The sequence below is a fragment of the Streptomyces sp. NPDC047869 genome (genome assembly GCF_040704065.1).
Lineage (GTDB): Bacteria > Actinomycetota > Actinomycetes > Streptomycetales > Streptomycetaceae > Streptomyces.
This window is the reverse complement of sequence record NZ_JBEYRK010000002.1, coordinates 279,520-293,610: the sequence shown is the minus strand read 5'-3', so window position 1 is coordinate 293,610 and position 14,091 is coordinate 279,520. Positions and strand designations below refer to the sequence as shown.

Annotated in this window: 15 protein-coding genes; 13 read left to right on the top strand and 2 right to left on the bottom strand. The window is 71.7% G+C overall.

What is annotated here, in order from left to right; all coding sequences use genetic code 11:
- Nucleotides 1-58 precede the first annotated feature (58 nt).
- From AB0924_RS03915 to tatC, 7 genes are all read left to right on the top strand, one after another.
- On the top strand, nucleotides 59-442 hold the full coding sequence (locus tag AB0924_RS03915; RefSeq protein WP_358932052.1) for an FKBP-type peptidyl-prolyl cis-trans isomerase: 384 nt from the start codon (nucleotides 59-61) through the stop codon (nucleotides 440-442).
- A 162-nt stretch (nucleotides 443-604) separates the two neighbouring features.
- On the top strand, nucleotides 605-1,582 hold the full coding sequence (locus tag AB0924_RS03910; protein ID WP_358932054.1) for a WYL domain-containing protein: 978 nt from the start codon (nucleotides 605-607) through the stop codon (nucleotides 1,580-1,582).
- A gap of 19 nt (nucleotides 1,583-1,601) precedes the next feature.
- Nucleotides 1,602-2,645, top strand: coding sequence for a WYL domain-containing protein (locus AB0924_RS03905; protein WP_359547181.1), 1,044 nt, complete (start codon nucleotides 1,602-1,604; stop codon nucleotides 2,643-2,645).
- 62 nt (nucleotides 2,646-2,707) lie between these two features.
- Nucleotides 2,708-2,968 (top strand): hypothetical protein, encoded by a 261-nt coding sequence (locus AB0924_RS03900; RefSeq protein ID WP_358932258.1) that lies wholly within the window; start codon nucleotides 2,708-2,710, stop codon nucleotides 2,966-2,968.
- A gap of 20 nt (nucleotides 2,969-2,988) precedes the next feature.
- Entirely contained in the window at nucleotides 2,989-3,183 is a 195-nt protein-coding gene (locus tag AB0924_RS03895) for a hypothetical protein (RefSeq protein WP_358932058.1), read from the top strand.
- 253 nt (nucleotides 3,184-3,436) lie between these two features.
- A complete protein-coding gene (tatA, locus tag AB0924_RS03890; RefSeq protein WP_358932060.1) occupies nucleotides 3,437-3,715 on the top strand; it encodes a Sec-independent protein translocase subunit TatA in 279 nt (92 codons plus the stop codon).
- A gap of 90 nt (nucleotides 3,716-3,805) precedes the next feature.
- The gene (gene tatC / locus AB0924_RS03885) at nucleotides 3,806-4,711 is read left to right on the top strand and encodes a twin-arginine translocase subunit TatC (RefSeq protein ID WP_358932260.1); all 906 of its coding nucleotides are present in this window, start codon (nucleotides 3,806-3,808) and stop codon (nucleotides 4,709-4,711) included.
- A gap of 105 nt (nucleotides 4,712-4,816) precedes the next feature.
- Here the strand turns inward: tatC and AB0924_RS03880 are convergent, their stop codons facing one another.
- On the bottom strand, nucleotides 4,817-5,092 hold the full coding sequence (locus AB0924_RS03880) for a hypothetical protein (RefSeq protein ID WP_358932062.1): 276 nt from the start codon (nucleotides 5,090-5,092) through the stop codon (nucleotides 4,817-4,819).
- 185 nt (nucleotides 5,093-5,277) lie between these two features.
- Here AB0924_RS03880 and AB0924_RS03875 point away from each other — a divergent pair, with 185 nt between their 5' ends.
- From AB0924_RS03875 to AB0924_RS03850, 6 genes are all read left to right on the top strand, one after another.
- On the top strand, nucleotides 5,278-8,130 hold the full coding sequence (locus AB0924_RS03875; RefSeq protein WP_358932064.1) for a DEAD/DEAH box helicase: 2,853 nt from the start codon (nucleotides 5,278-5,280) through the stop codon (nucleotides 8,128-8,130).
- A 403-nt stretch (nucleotides 8,131-8,533) separates the two neighbouring features.
- Nucleotides 8,534-10,141 (top strand): ATP-binding protein, encoded by a 1,608-nt coding sequence (locus tag AB0924_RS03870; RefSeq protein ID WP_358932066.1) that lies wholly within the window; start codon nucleotides 8,534-8,536, stop codon nucleotides 10,139-10,141.
- On the top strand, nucleotides 10,138-10,542 hold the full coding sequence (locus AB0924_RS03865; RefSeq protein WP_358932068.1) for a roadblock/LC7 domain-containing protein: 405 nt from the start codon (nucleotides 10,138-10,140) through the stop codon (nucleotides 10,540-10,542). Before AB0924_RS03870 ends, AB0924_RS03865 begins: the two co-directional genes overlap by 4 nt.
- A complete protein-coding gene (locus tag AB0924_RS03860) occupies nucleotides 10,539-10,961 on the top strand; it encodes a DUF742 domain-containing protein (protein ID WP_366910572.1) in 423 nt (140 codons plus the stop codon). The genes AB0924_RS03865 and AB0924_RS03860 overlap by 4 nt, the downstream gene beginning before the upstream one ends.
- Nucleotides 10,942-11,562 carry an ATP/GTP-binding protein gene (locus AB0924_RS03855; RefSeq protein WP_358932072.1) on the top strand — a complete coding sequence of 207 codons (621 nt, stop codon included), beginning with the start codon at nucleotides 10,942-10,944 and terminating at the stop codon, nucleotides 11,560-11,562. The genes AB0924_RS03860 and AB0924_RS03855 overlap by 20 nt, the downstream gene beginning before the upstream one ends.
- A 41-nt stretch (nucleotides 11,563-11,603) precedes the next feature.
- Entirely contained in the window at nucleotides 11,604-13,100 is a 1,497-nt protein-coding gene (locus AB0924_RS03850; RefSeq protein ID WP_358932074.1) for a cytochrome P450, read from the top strand.
- Nucleotides 13,101-13,132: 32 nt separating this feature from the next.
- Here AB0924_RS03850 and AB0924_RS03845 read toward each other — a convergent pair whose 3' ends face one another.
- Nucleotides 13,133-14,086 carry an RluA family pseudouridine synthase gene (locus AB0924_RS03845; RefSeq protein ID WP_366910571.1) on the bottom strand — a complete coding sequence of 318 codons (954 nt, stop codon included), beginning with the start codon at nucleotides 14,084-14,086 and terminating at the stop codon, nucleotides 13,133-13,135.
- Nucleotides 14,087-14,091 lie beyond the last annotated feature (5 nt).

Below are 14,091 nucleotides of genomic sequence, written 5' to 3'. Positions count from 1 at the left end.
CCAGCGGGGATGACAGACTGTCCGTGTTTCGTGTCGTACACAAGCAGGAGCTTTTGACGTGAGCATCGAGAAGCCCGAGATCGACTTCCCGGGCGGCGAGCCGCCGGCGGACCTCGAGATCAAGGAGATCTGGGAAGGGGACGGCGAGACCGCCGAAGCGGGCGACATCGTCAAGGTCCACTACGTGGGCGTCGCCTTCTCCTCCGGCGAGGAGTTCGACGCCTCCTGGAACCGCGGCACCCCGCTGGACTTCCAGCTCGGCGTCGGCCAGGTCATCCAGGGCTGGGACAAGGGCGTCCAGGGCATGAAGGTCGGCGGCCGCCGCCAGCTGACCATCCCCGCGCACCTCGCGTACGGCGACCGCGGCGCCGGTGGCGGCCGTATCGCCCCGGGCGAGACGCTGATCTTCGTCTGCGACCTCGTGGGCGTTGCCAAGCGCTGACCGGACCTGGTCGAAGGAGGGCCCGTGCTGTCCGCACGGGCCCTCCTCGCATGACCACCGCTGATCAGGACGGCTCCGCTTCCCCGCTCCGGCTTTTGCCCCGACACCCCGGGGCGGTACGGTCATCGGTCGGAAGCACCATAGGGAAGGTGAAGGGCGTCGATGGCCATTGCCAAGGCCGAGCGGCTGATGAACCTCGCGCTGTGCCTGCTCGGCACACGCCGGCCGCTCAGCAAGCGCGAGCTGCGCGATTCCATCGAGGCGTACGTCGAGGCCTCCAGGCCGGAGCGCGGCGCGGTGGGCAGCGACGACTCCTTCAACCGCATGTTCGAGCGGGACAAGGACGACCTGCGCGAGCTGGGCCTGGTCATCGAGACCGTGGAGAACCTCGACGGCGAGGTCGGCTACCTCGCCCGCCGTGACAGCAACCGCCTGCCCCCCATCACCCTGGACGCCGAGGAGGCCGCCGCCCTGGGCCTGGCAGCCAAGGTCTGGCAGCAGGCCCGGCTGGCCGGCGCGGCCAGCGGCGCCCTGCAGAAGCTGCGCGCCGCCGGGCTCCCCGAGGACGTCGACCCCTACGAGGCGCACGGCGCCCTGGAGCCGCGCATCCCGGTGCACGAGGCCGCCTTCGAACCGCTGATGCTGGCCTGCCGCGACCGCCGCCCCGTCGCCTTCGACTACCGCAAGGCCTCCGCCGCCCACCCCGAGCCCCGGCACGTCGAGCCCTGGGCGCTGGAGTGCTGGCGCGGCCACTGGTACCTGGCCGGCTTCGACCGGGACCGGGGCGCCGAGCGCGTCTTCCGGCTCTCCCGGATCACCGGCCGGGTGCGCTCGCGCGGCACCGGTTTCACCGCGCCCGTGCCCGACGTGGTCACCGTGCGCGAGACCGTCGCGAGCTGGGCCGGCGAGATCGCCGACCGCTCGGCGCTGATCCGGCTGCGCTCCGGCTCCGGTTACCCCCTTCGGGCGAAGGCCACCGCGGTCCGGGAACTCGGCGACGGCTGGGACGAGTTGGAAATTCCGTACGGGCACGGACTGGACGCCTGGCTGGTGGAGTTCGGGCCGGACGCGGTGGTCGTGGAGCCGGCCGAGCTGCGCGCGGACGTGATGGACCGGCTGCGTGCCGTGGCCAAGGGCTGAGGGGGAGCGGAGCACAACCATGGCAGGCAAACCGGTCAGGCCCGTGAACGCCATCGACCAGACCCGGCGGATGCTCTCCCTGGTCACCTATCTCAGGGAGCGCCCCGGCGCCCGGATCGCGGACGTGGCGCGTGCCTTCGGCATCACCGAGGACGAGCTGGTCTCCGACCTCGATCTGCTGCCCATGTGCGGCACCAGCTTCCGCGGCGGCGATCTGCTCGACATCGACACCGACGGCGAGCGCATCTGGTGGCACAACCCGGCCGCGCTCGGCGAGGAGGCGGCCGAGCCGCTCCGGCTCGCCGCCGACGAGGCCACGGCCCTGCTGGTGGCCGCCCGCGCGGTGTCCACCCTGCCGGGCCTCAGGGAGGGCGACCGCCAGGCGCTGCTGCGGGCGACGGCCAAGGTGGAGACGGCGGCCGGCGAGGCGGCCGGCGCCAGCGCCCGGCTCTCGGTGACCTTCGAGTCCGAGGGCGGGGTCTTCGCCGACGTGGACCGCGCGATCTCCGAGCGCCGCAGGCTGTGGATCCGCTACTACTCACCCGCGCGCGACGAGATCACCGAGCGGGAGATCGACCCCATCCGCCTGGTCAGCGTCGGTCACACGTACGTGGAGGCCTGGTGCCGCCGCTCCGAGGCGCGCCGCACCTTCCGGCTGGACCGGGTCGCCGAGATCAGGATCCTGGACGAGCCGTCCGCGCCGCCCGAGATGGAGCTGCGGGACCTGTCCGAGGCCCTGGTGCAGCCGGCCGCCGAGGACCCGGAGGTGGTCGTCGAGGTCGGTCCCGGCGGCCGCTGGGTGGCCGAGTACTACCCGCACGACAGCGCCGATGAGCTTCCCGACGGCGGGCTGCGTATCACTCTGCGCACCCCCGACCCGGCCTCGCTGCGACGGCTGGCCCTGCGCCTCGGCCGCGACGGCCGGATCGTCTCGCCGCCCGAGCTGGCCGACAGCGCCCGCCGGGCGGCCCGCGAGGCACTGGCGGCGTACGACACGGACGCCCCGCCGGTGCGCGGTGGTGCCGACGACCGGCGTGACGACAGGCAGGAGCGAGAGCGTTGAGCGAGTCTGCGGTGTCCGGTGCGGGCCAGGCCACGAGGGACGCGAGGGAGGCGGGCGGCCCGATGACGGTGGCGTCCGCCTTCGCCGGGATGAGAAGAGCGGTCCCGGTGCTGTTCCGGGCCGGCTGCCCGGACTGCCGGGGCCGCTTCGAACTCGCCGCGGGCGCCCTGCGCCTGGCCATAGGTGCCACGAGCCGGACGACGTTCTACTCCTTCACCTGCCCCGACTGCGGTGCCTCGGTGCGCAAGCCCGCGGGGGAGCGGATCGTCGAACTGCTCACCGGCGGCGGCGTCCGCACCCTGCGGCTGCACTCCACGGTGTAGGACCGTCTAAGGTCGACGTCATGTTCTGGCCGATGTTCGCGGTAGCCGTGGGTTTTCTGACACTCGCCGTGCTGGGGGTGCTCGCGGTGCGGGTCTTCCTCGAGGCACGGCGCCTGGGGCGGCAGGTCGCCGACTCCGCCCGCCGCATCAACCGGGCCGCCGAGGACCTGGAGCGGGCGGCGGTGAGCGCGGCCCGCGCCGTGGACACGCTGTGAGCGGCACGACCCCGAGAGTCTGGTAAGGGAAGCGGTTTGGGGCACTTCGCCCTGTCATGCTGGGTGGCGGGGCAGGTACGCTGCTGATCGCGGTGCGAAGAACGAGGCGCGTGCCGCGGACCGGGAGTACGCACGGGGATTGCCTCACGTTCACCCCTGAGCGTTACGATCGCTGGCAGCACGATCGCTCGGACATGTGTCCGACTGGTCGGACAGCACCCACCCAGTCGCCTCGGTGAGAAGGTAAAGACTTATGTTCGGAAGGCTCGGAGCCCCCGAGATCATTCTCATCCTCGTCGTCATCGTCCTGCTGTTCGGCGCGAAGAAGCTTCCGGACATGGCGCGCTCGCTCGGCAAGTCCGCGCGCATCCTCAAGAGCGAGGCCAAGGCGATGAAGGACGAGGGCAACACCTCCGCCCCGGCGCCCGGCTCCAACGAGCAGCCTCCCTCCCAGCGCACCATCCAGGCGGCCCCCGGCGACGTGACCAGCTCCCGCCCGGTCAACGAGCCGTCGGACACCACCAAGCGCTGACGCAGGGCCGGACGTTCGGCCTGCCGCACGAGATGAGGACGTGGGTTGCTCAAGTCTGCCCGCAAGAAAGAGAAGGACCCCGAGGGGCGGATGCCCCTCGTGGAGCACCTGCGTGAGCTGCGCAACCGGCTCGCGAAGGGCATGCTGGCGATCACGGTGGTCTCCGTGGTGTTCGCCTTCTACAGCCAGGACCTGATGTCCTTCCTCATGCATCCGGTCCCGCGTTGCACCAAGGGACTGGGCGAGTCCACGGGCGGCAGCTGCGCCGTCATCGCCTACACCGACCTGCTGTCGCCCTTCACCACCACGGTCAAGGTCTGCTTCATGGCCGGCATGGTCGTCTCGAGCCCCGTCTGGCTGTACCAGCTCTGGGCCTTCGTCGCGCCGGGCCTGCACAAGCACGAGCGGAAGTACACGTACTGGTTCGTCTCGGCGGCGGTGCCCCTGTTCCTGGGCGGTGCCTGGCTCGCCTACACGATCCTCCCGATCAGCATGCGGGTGCTGCTGGGGATCACGCCCGACGGCTCGGCGAACATCCTGCCGATGGACAAGATCCTCGACTTCATCGTCCGGATGATCCTTGTCTTCGGCGGAGCCTTCGAACTTCCTCTGCTGCTCGTGATGCTGAACTTCGCGGGCATGGTGAGCGGGCGCAGGATGGCCGGCTGGTGGCGCGGCATGGTGGTGGGTGTCTTCGTGTTCGGCGCGGTGGCCACCCCGACCACGGACCCGTTCGGCATGATCGCCCTCTCCGGCCCCATCGTGCTGCTGTACTTCCTGGCAGTCGGCGTCGCCCTGCTGAACGACCGGCGCCGCGGCCGTGCCAACCCCGACGCCGAGCTGGCCGACGACGAGGCCTCCGTGCTGGACCTGACGCCGGAGGCGGTCGGCGAGGTCGAGCGCGTGTCGGCTGCACGGACCCTGCCGGAGCAGACCCGCGGCGGAGCCGACGGCGACCCGTCCCTGCGGCACAACGGCTACGACGACGTGACGTGAGCGACCGCGCGAGACCTGGACGGACATGCGCGCGAGACCGGGAGCGGACATGAGTGAGGGGCCGGACGGCATTCGTCCGGCCCCTCGGCCGTGCGCCTCAGCGCCTCAGCACTCCTTGATCCCCTGGATCGAGCCCGTGGCCTCGTAGTGCTTGGTCTTCCCGGGCTTGATGGTGAAGCAGTCGCTGTCCGGCCACCAGCGCTCGGCCACCTTGTAGTGCTTGGTCGTCGAGCATCCGTTGTGGATGTCGACGGCGTTGTCGTTGGGGTGGTAGGTCGCCGTCACACAGTTGGCGGCCTCGGCGGTGGAGGCCAGCGCGATCGGGAACACGGTGGCGCTGAACGCCACCGCACCGGCCACCGCTATGGAGCGGATCTTCAAGGTTCTCCTCCTGGTCAGAGAGGGTTGGTCAACCCCGTGGCAATCGATCTTGATTGCCTGGACGATCTTAGGACAGGGGGCCGCGCCCGTTCCGGCGCCCGTGACGACCGTGACTGAGTTCACGTCGGCCGCCACGACGGGACGCGGGGACCGGCACGTCCCGCCCGGGCGGGGTGATCGGGATAATGATCGTCCTGTTGTCAGTGCGGCCCGGTACGCTCGAAAGCACGATGACAGAGGACCTCTCACCGGCCGAGCGGTACGCGGCCGCCCGTCTGCGGGCAGCCGAGCAGGCCACCGCGCTCGCGTCCTTCCGCGAGATGTACGACTTCGGCCTCGACCCCTTCCAGATCGAGGCCTGTCAGGCGCTCGAGGCGGGGAAGGGCGTGCTGGTGGCCGCCCCCACCGGCTCGGGCAAGACGATCGTGGGCGAGTTCGCCGTCCACCTCGCCCTGCTGCAGGGCAAGAAGTGCTTCTACACCACCCCCATCAAGGCGCTGTCCAACCAGAAGTACGCCGACCTGTGCCGCCGCTACGGCGCGGCCAAGGTCGGCCTGCTCACCGGCGACAACAGCGTGAACCCCGACGCCCCGGTGGTCGTGATGACCACCGAGGTGCTGCGGAACATGCTGTACGCCGGCTCGCAGACCCTCCTCGGCCTCGGCTACGTGGTGATGGACGAGGTGCACTACCTCTCCGACCGCTTCCGCGGCGCCGTCTGGGAGGAAGTGATCATCCACCTGCCCGAGTCGGTGACCCTGGTGTCGCTGTCGGCGACCGTGTCCAACGCCGAGGAGTTCGGCGACTGGCTGGACACCGTCCGCGGCGACACCGAGGTGATCGTCTCCGAGCACCGGCCCGTGCCGCTGTTCCAGCACGTGCTCGCCGGGCGCCGGATGTACGACCTGTTCGAGGAGGGCGAGGGTCACAAGAAGGCCGTCAACCCCGACCTCGCCCGGCTCGCCCGCATGGAGGCGAGCAGGCCCTCGTACCAGGACCGGCGGCGCGGGCGTGCGATGCGCGAGGCCGACCGGGAGCGGGAACGCAGACAGCGCTCCCGGGTGTGGACGCCGGGCCGGCCCGAGGTCATCGAGCGGCTGGACGCCGAGGGCCTGCTGCCCGCCATCACCTTCATCTTCAGCCGGGCCGCCTGCGAGGCCGCCGTTCAGCAGTGCCTGTACGCGGGCCTCAGGCTCAACGACGACGAGGCCCGGGAACAGGTGCGGGCCCTCGTCGAGGAGCGCACCGCCGCCATCCCGCCGGAGGACCTGCACGTCCTCGGGTACTACGAGTGGCTGGAGGGCCTGGAGCGCGGTATCGCCGCCCACCACGCGGGCATGCTGCCGACCTTCAAGGAGGTCGTGGAGGAGCTGTTCGTACGCGGTCTCGTCAAGGCCGTGTTCGCGACCGAGACGCTCGCGCTCGGCATCAACATGCCCGCCCGTTCGGTGGTGCTGGAGAAGCTCGTCAAGTGGAACGGCGAGCAGCACGCCGACATCACCCCCGGCGAGTACACGCAGCTCACCGGCCGGGCCGGCCGCCGGGGCATCGACGTCGAGGGCCACGCGGTCGTGCTGTGGCAGCGCGGCATGAGCCCCGAGCACCTGGCGGGTCTCGCCGGCACGCGCACGTACCCGCTGCGCTCCAGCTTCAAGCCGTCGTACAACATGGCGGTCAACCTCGTCGAACAGTTCGGCCGGCACCGCTCCCGCGAGCTGCTGGAGACCTCCTTCGCGCAGTTCCAGGCCGACAAGTCGGTCGTCGGGATCTCCCGGCAGGTGCAGCGCAACGAGGAGGGTCTGGACGGCTACAAGGCCTCCATGACCTGCCACCTGGGCGACTTCGAGGAGTACGCGCGACTGCGCCGCGAGCTGAAGGACCGGGAGACCGAACTGGCCCGGCAGGGCGCCAGCCAGCGGCGCGCCGAGGCCGCCGTCGCCCTGGAGAGGCTCAAGCCGGGTGACGTCATCCACGTGCCCACCGGCAAGTACGCGGGCCTCGCCCTGGTGCTGGACCCGGGCCTGCCCGCCGGGCGTTCCAACGGTCACCGCGGCTTCGACTACCACGACGGTCCGCGCCCGCTGGTGCTGACGGCCGAACGGCAGGTCAAGCGGCTGGCGTCGATGGACTTCCCGGTGCCGGTCGAGGCGCTGGACCGGATGCGGATCCCGAAGTCCTTCAACCCGCGTTCCCCGCAGTCCCGCCGGGACCTCGCCTCGGCGCTGCGCACCAAGGCCGGGCACATCCCGCCGGAGCGGGCCCGCAAGAAGCGTTCGCAGGCCGCCGACGACCGGGAGATCGCCCGGCTGCGCACGGCGATCCGGGCGCACCCCTGCCACGGCTGCGACGACCGCGAGGACCACGCCCGCTGGGCCGAGCGCTACCACCGCCTGCTGCGCGACACCTCGCAGCTCGAGCGCCGGATCGAGGGCCGTACGAACACCATCGCGCGGACCTTCGACCGGATCGTGGCGCTGCTCACCGAGCTGGACTACCTGCGCGGCGACGAGGTCACCGAGCACGGCAGGCGGCTCGCCCGGCTCTACGGCGAACTGGACCTGCTGGCCAGCGAATGCCTGCGCGAGGGCGTCTGGGAGGACCTCGCCCCGGCCGAACTCGCCGCCTGCGTCTCGGCGCTGGTGTACGAGGCCCGGATGAGCGACGACGCGACGGCCCCCAAGCTGCCCTCGGGCAGGGCGAAGGCCGCCCTCGGCGAGATGGTCCGGATCTGGGGCCGGCTCGACGCCGTCGAGGAGGAGTTCCGGATCAACCAGACCGAGGGCGTCGGCCAGCGCGAGCCGGATCTCGGCTTCGCCTGGGCCGCGTACATGTGGGCATCCGGCAAGGGCCTCGACGAGGTGCTGCGCGAGGCGGAGATGCCGGCGGGCGACTTCGTGCGCTGGTGCAAGCAGGTGATCGACGTGCTCGGGCAGATCGCCGCCGCCGCCCCCGTCGGGAACTCGACCGTGGCGAAGGCCGCGCGCAAGGCCGTGGACCAGTTGCTGCGCGGCGTGGTGGCCTACTCGTCGGTGGGCTGAGCCCGCCCGCGCGGACGCGACCGGCCCCCGGCCGGTCGCGTCCGGCGCCGATCCTCCCCGTTCACCCGCCCCGGTGAACGGGTTTCGCATACCCGCCCGCTGTCACACATCGTGTTCGAACAAATGCGCAGCGTGTAAATGCAGTCGAGCGTACTCCTGTTGCACGGGTGAATTCAGGTGCTTGCCGAATATGACACGGCGATGATCCGGTCGGACTAAGCTCGCCCGCGACGCACCGAGTTGAGCCAATTCGTGCGCCTGTTCCCAAATCTCCCGAAGATCCCGGTAGTTCCGTGACTCTTCCCCGCGCAAGCTCCTCCGACACCCAGCCGACTCGTCTCAGAAGGCATCCATGGTGAGTGTTCGAAAGCCTCCCGTTGGCCGTGAACTTCCCTTCGCGCGCGTGCTGTTGCCGCCGGCCATAGTGATGGCAGGGGCGACCGGGGCCGCCGCCGCCCTGGTCCCGGCCTCCGCCCGGATCGCCGTCGTCGGGTGCGGGACCGTGGCCCTGCTGCTGATCCTCGCCCTGGCCGCGGAGATCGTCCGCCGCGACCGCGGGCTCCGCGAGACCCGGGCCGAACACGCCCGTCACACCGCGTACCTGGAGCACCGCCTCGCCACCCACGACGCGGAGATCGTCCGGCTCGGCACCCAGGTCCTGCCCACCGCCCTGCTCCACCTGCGCGCCGGAGAACCGCTCCGGGAGGTGATGCGCAAGGTCGTCGACAGCGACCCCGAACTGCGTCACCTGCCCGACTCGCAGCGCACGCTGCTGCACACGGCACTGCGCGGCGCCGACCACGAGATCTCGATGCGCGACGCCACCGAGCGCTCCTTCGTCAGCATCGCCCGCCGCGTCCAGGCCATCGTCCACCAGCAGGCCTACGAACTGCGCGAGATGGAGGAGGACCACGGCCGCAACCCCGAGGTCTTCGACGACCTGCTGCGCATCGACCACGGCACCGCGCTGATCGGCCGCCTCGCCGACTCCATCTCCGTGCTCGGCGGCGGCCGCCCCGGCCGCCAGTGGCCGCTGCCCGTGTCGCTGTACAGCGTCCTGCGCGGCGCGATGTCCCGGATCCTGGAGTACCGGCGCATCGACCTGAACTCCATCGTCAACATCAACATCAAGGGCACCTCGGTGGAGCCCATCATTCACGCCGCCGCCGAACTGCTCGACAACGCCACCCGTTACTCGCCGCCGTCGACCAAGGTGCACGTCACCGCCGTCGAGGTGCAGACCGGCCTCGCCATCGAGATCGAGGACGCCGGTGTCAGCCTCAGCGAGGAGTCCCGGGCCCGCATCGAGAAGGCGATCACCGACGCCATGGCGGCCGACGACGCCCACAACCTGGGCGAGAGCCCGCGCCTCGGCCTCGCCGTCGTCGGCCGGCTCTGCAAGGCGTTCGACATGCAGGTCTCGCTGCGCGCCTCCGCCTACGGCGGCGTCCGCGCGATCCTCGTCGTGCCGCGCGTGATGACCACCACCGAGCCCGGCGTCGGCGCCGCCCACGGCATCGGTGCCACCGCGGTGCCCATGCCCGAACTCGGCGCCGTGGAGGGCCCCAAGCGCCCGCCCAAGAAGCGCCGCCCCACCAGCCCCCGCATCCCGGCCGGGATCTCCATGGAGGACGACGTCCCCGAGGTCACCGAGTGGACGGCGGGCGGCCTGCCGCAGCGCCGCAGCCGGGTGAAGACCCCGCTCAGCCGGCGGATCGCCGAACAGGCCGCCATCGAGCGCGCCGAACGCGAGGGCAGGCCCACCGTCTGGTCCCAGCCGGCGCCCGAACCGGAACCCGAGCCCGAGATCGACCCCGAGCTCCAGAAGCTGAAGGACCGGCCGCCGGGCATGTGGGTCGACGCCTTCTGGGACGGCCTGAAGAAGGGCATGCCCGAGGGCGCCACCGCGGCCGAGCTGACCGACTTCACCCGGAACCCGACCGCTTACCTGCACCTGATCGACGATTCGGCAGGCCCCACCGAGGCCGACGACGAGGGGAACCTCAAGTGATCCAGCAGCGCGGCAACATCGACTGGATGCTCAAGCAGCTCAACGACGGCGTCCCGGGCATCCAGATGATCGTGGTCCTCTCCGCCGACGGGCTGCGCATCGCCCGCCACGGCGGCGACCCCGACACCGCCGACCGGGTGGCCGCCGCCTGCGCGGGAATGCAGAGCCTGGCCGGTGCCATCACCCAGGAGATCAAGGGCAGCGGTGACATGAAGCTCGTCGTCATCGAGATCGACGGCGGCTACTTCTACCTCATGAACGCCGGCGCCAACGCCTTCCTCGCGGTGCTCGCCGACGTGACCTGCGAACCGGGCCGGATGAGCGGCATGATGCGCGACCTCGTCGTCCGGATCGGCACCCACCTGACGAGCCCGCCCCGGCGGAACGGGCAGACCGCATGACTCCTCCGCGACGCAAACGCCGCCGGCCACCGCAGCTCCCGTCACCCCCGCCGCCCCCGCCGCCCGCGAAAGCGGCGGACGGCCCCGAGCGGCCCGGCAACCCCGAGCGGCTGTACACCATCGCCGGCTCCGCCGACGGTGCCCGGGCCGAACTCGACCTGGTGACGTTGATCGTGGCGCACTCGGCGCCGACACCGTCCGCCTCCCCCGAGCAGGCGGCGGTGCTCCGGCTCTGCACCGCGCCGCTGTCCGTGGCCGAACTCTCGGCCTACCTGAACCTGCCGTTCAGCGCGACGACCGTCCTGCTCACCGAGCTGATCACGGCCGAACTGGTGCAGGCGCGCGCCCCGATCGTCCGCCAGGCGCTCCCCAACCGTTCACTCCTCGAAGCGGTGATGCATGGACTTCAACGGCTCTGACACCATCCCCGGCCCACGCACCGAGGACCACCTGCCACAGACGGCCCAGGCCGCAGTGAAGATCGTGATCGTGGGCGGGTTCGGGGTCGGCAAGACCACCATGGTCGGCTCGGTCAGCGACATCAGGCCGCTGACCACCGAGGAGACCATGACCCAGGCCGGCATCGGGGTCGACGACGACTACGGCTCCGACACCAAGACGGCCACCACCGTGGCGATGGACTTCGGCCGCATCGGCATCACCGACAAGCTGGTGCTGTACCTGTTCGGCACCCCCGGCCAGGAACGCTTCTGGTTCCTGTGGAACGGCCTGTTCGAAGGCGCGCTCGGCGCGGTCGTCCTGGTCGACACCCGGCGCCTGGAAGTGAGCTTCGACGTCATGGGACGGCTCGAGGAACGCGGCGTGCCCTTCGTCGTCGCCGTCAACACCTTCCCGGACGCGCCCCGTTACCCGATCGAGGAACTGCGCACCGCGCTGGACCTGGCCCCGGAGATCCCGATCATCGACTGCGACGTGCGCCGCCGGGCCTCCAGCAAGGACGTGCTGATGACCCTGATGCGCTTCCTGCACTCCCTGGCCCTGTCCGGCGCCCTGCGCTGACCCGTGTCCGACCCCCACTCCATCCGTTCCGGAGCTGCACCGTGACGTCTGAACCCCAGTCCCTGACCGGCCTCGAACCCACCCCCGGCCCGCCGCCCGGCTGCCCGGCGCACGGCCTCGGCCCCGGCGAGGCGCACCGGATCCACGGCCCCGACGCCGAGGACCTGGGCGGCCTCTACGAGCACCTGCGGGAGCTGCACGGCCCCGTGGCGCCCGTACTGCTCCACGACGACGTACCGATGTGGGTGGTCCTCGGCCACGCCGAGAACCTGCAGATGGTGCGCAGCCCCTCCCAGTACACCCGCGACAGCCGCATCTGGGCCCCGCTGCTCCAGGACCGGGTCAAGCCCGACCACCCGCTCATGCCGCACATCGCGTGGCAGCCCATCTGCTCGCACGCCGAGGGCGACGAGCACCAGCGGCTGCGCGCGGCGGTCACCGGCGCCATGGCCCCCATCGACCACCGCGGCCTGCGCCGCCACATCGGCCGCTCCACCCAGGCCCTGGTCAACGACTTCTGCGAGCGCGGCCGGGCCGACCTGGTCTCCCAGTTCGCCGAGCACCTGCCGATGGCCGTGATGTGCGAGATCCTCGGCATGCCCGAGGAGTACGGCGACCGGTTGGTGCAGGCCGCCCGCGACGCGCTCAAGGGCACCGAGACCGCCATCCAGAGCCACACCTACGTCATGGAGGCGCTCGGCCGGCTCACCGCCCGCCGCCGGGCCCGCCCCGAGGACGACTTCACCAGCCACCTCATCACCCACCCGGCGGGGCTCACCGACGACGAGGTCCGCGAGCACCTGCGGCTCGTCCTGTTCGCGGCCTACGAGGCCACCGTCAACCTGCTCGCCAACGCGCTGCGCATGGTGCTGACCGAGCCGGGCTTCCGCGCCCGGCTCAACGGCGGCCAGATGACGGTGCCGGAGGCCATCGAGCAGTCGCTGTGGGACGAGCCGCCGTTCAGCACCGTCCTCGGCTACTTCGCCAAGCAGGACACGGAGCTGGGCGGGCGGCGCATCCGCCGGGGCGACGGGCTGCTCTTCGCGCCCGCCCCGGGCAACGTCGATCCCCGGGTGCGCCCCGACCTCTCCGCCGGCATGCAGGGCAACCGGTCCCACCTGGCGTTCGGCGGCGGCCCGCACGAGTGCCCCGGCCAGGACATCGGCCGCGCCATCGCCGACGTCGGTGTGGACGCGCTGCTGATGCGGCTGCCCGACGTCCAGCTGGACTGCGCCGAGGAGGACCTGCGCTGGCGCTCGTCGATCGCGTCCCGGCACCTCGTGTCGCTGCCGGTGCGCTTCGAGCCCAAGGCCCAGCAGGACGCGAGCCTGCCGCCCGGCCCGTCGACCGTCCCGCCGCAGCGCTCCGCCCCGCCGGCCGTCACCGCGCACGTCGAACCGGCCCCCGCCGCCGGACCCCGGCCGCCGGTTCCCGCCCCGGTCCCCACCCACGTTCCCGTCGCCGTCCCCGCGGCGCCGGAACCGCCCCGCCGCGAGAACGTGTGGCAGCGGCTGCTGCGCTGGTGGCGCGGGGAGTGAGCGGCGGGCCTCGCGGGGAGTGAGCGGGACGGCTACGGCTCCTGCCCGGCCCACCCGGCCGGGCAGGACCAGGCCCGCAGGGTTTGCCCGCTGACGAAGGCGTGCCGTGCCCCGGTGACCGGGTCGGTGAACTCCAGCCTACGGGCCAGCAGTTGCAGCGGGCGCCGAAAATCACCGGGCGGTACGGGGCCGGTCACCTCCGGGTACAGCGGGTCGCCGAGGATGGGCACGCCCAGCGCGTTCAGATGTACCCGGAGCTGATGGGTCTGCCCGGTCTCCGGCAGGAGCCGGTACCGGCCCAGACCGTCCCGGTGCCCGGCCAGCTCCACCCGGGTCACCGCGTTCGGCTCGCCCTCGACCTCCCGCGCGGCCTGCACCCCGCGCTCCTTCACGATCCGGCTGCGCACGGTACAGGGCAGGTCGAGCGCCGGATCGTACGGCGCCACCGCCTCGTACTCCTTGCGCACCCGCCGGTCCCGGAACATCGTCTGGTAGGCGCCGCGCTCCTCGGGCCGCACCGTGAACAGCACCAGGCCGGCGGTGAGCCGGTCCAGCCGGTGCGCGGCGGTCAGCGCCGGAACGCCCAGCTCGTCACGGAGCCGGGCCAGCGCGGTCTGGGTGACGTGCGAACCGCGCGGGGTCGTCGCGAGGAAGTGCGGTTTGTCGGCCACGACGATGTGCTCGTCGCGGTGCAGGACCTCCAGCGGGAAGGGCACCGGCACCTCGGCGGGCGGCTCCCGGTGGAACCACACGAACATCCCCGGCCGGTAGGGCGCCTCCGGGTCGACCGGCCGCCCGTCGGCGCCGACGAAGAGCCCAGCGTCGAACATGGCCTCGACGGTGCCGGGCCCGGCGCCGGTCAGCCGTGCCACGAGATGTTCCCGCACGGTCGCCCACGCCCCGCCGTGCGGCAGCCGCACCCGCACCGGGTCGACACCGTGGCGCTGGGGGAGCGGGGCGGGCGGGGGCGGGGTACGGCGTCTCACGAGGT

What these genes read in the sequence shown, in the direction of transcription:
- AB0924_RS03910 (WP_358932054.1), top strand. Translation starts at nt 605, where the DNA reads ATGGCCATTGCCAAGGCCGAGCGGCTGATGAACCTCGCGCTGTGCCTG.
- AB0924_RS03905 (WP_359547181.1), top strand. Translation starts at nt 1,602, where the DNA reads ATGGCAGGCAAACCGGTCAGGCCCGTGAACGCCATCGACCAGACCCGG.
- AB0924_RS03900 (WP_358932258.1), top strand. Translation starts at nt 2,708, where the DNA reads ATGACGGTGGCGTCCGCCTTCGCCGGGATGAGAAGAGCGGTCCCGGTG.
- AB0924_RS03895 (WP_358932058.1), top strand. Translation starts at nt 2,989, where the DNA reads ATGTTCTGGCCGATGTTCGCGGTAGCCGTGGGTTTTCTGACACTCGCC.
- tatA (WP_358932060.1), top strand. Translation starts at nt 3,437, where the DNA reads ATGTTCGGAAGGCTCGGAGCCCCCGAGATCATTCTCATCCTCGTCGTC.
- tatC (WP_358932260.1), top strand. Translation starts at nt 3,806, where the DNA reads ATGCCCCTCGTGGAGCACCTGCGTGAGCTGCGCAACCGGCTCGCGAAG.
- AB0924_RS03875 (WP_358932064.1), top strand. Translation starts at nt 5,278, where the DNA reads ATGATCGTCCTGTTGTCAGTGCGGCCCGGTACGCTCGAAAGCACGATG.
- AB0924_RS03860 (WP_366910572.1), top strand. Translation starts at nt 10,539, where the DNA reads ATGACTCCTCCGCGACGCAAACGCCGCCGGCCACCGCAGCTCCCGTCA.
- AB0924_RS03855 (WP_358932072.1), top strand. Translation starts at nt 10,942, where the DNA reads ATGGACTTCAACGGCTCTGACACCATCCCCGGCCCACGCACCGAGGAC.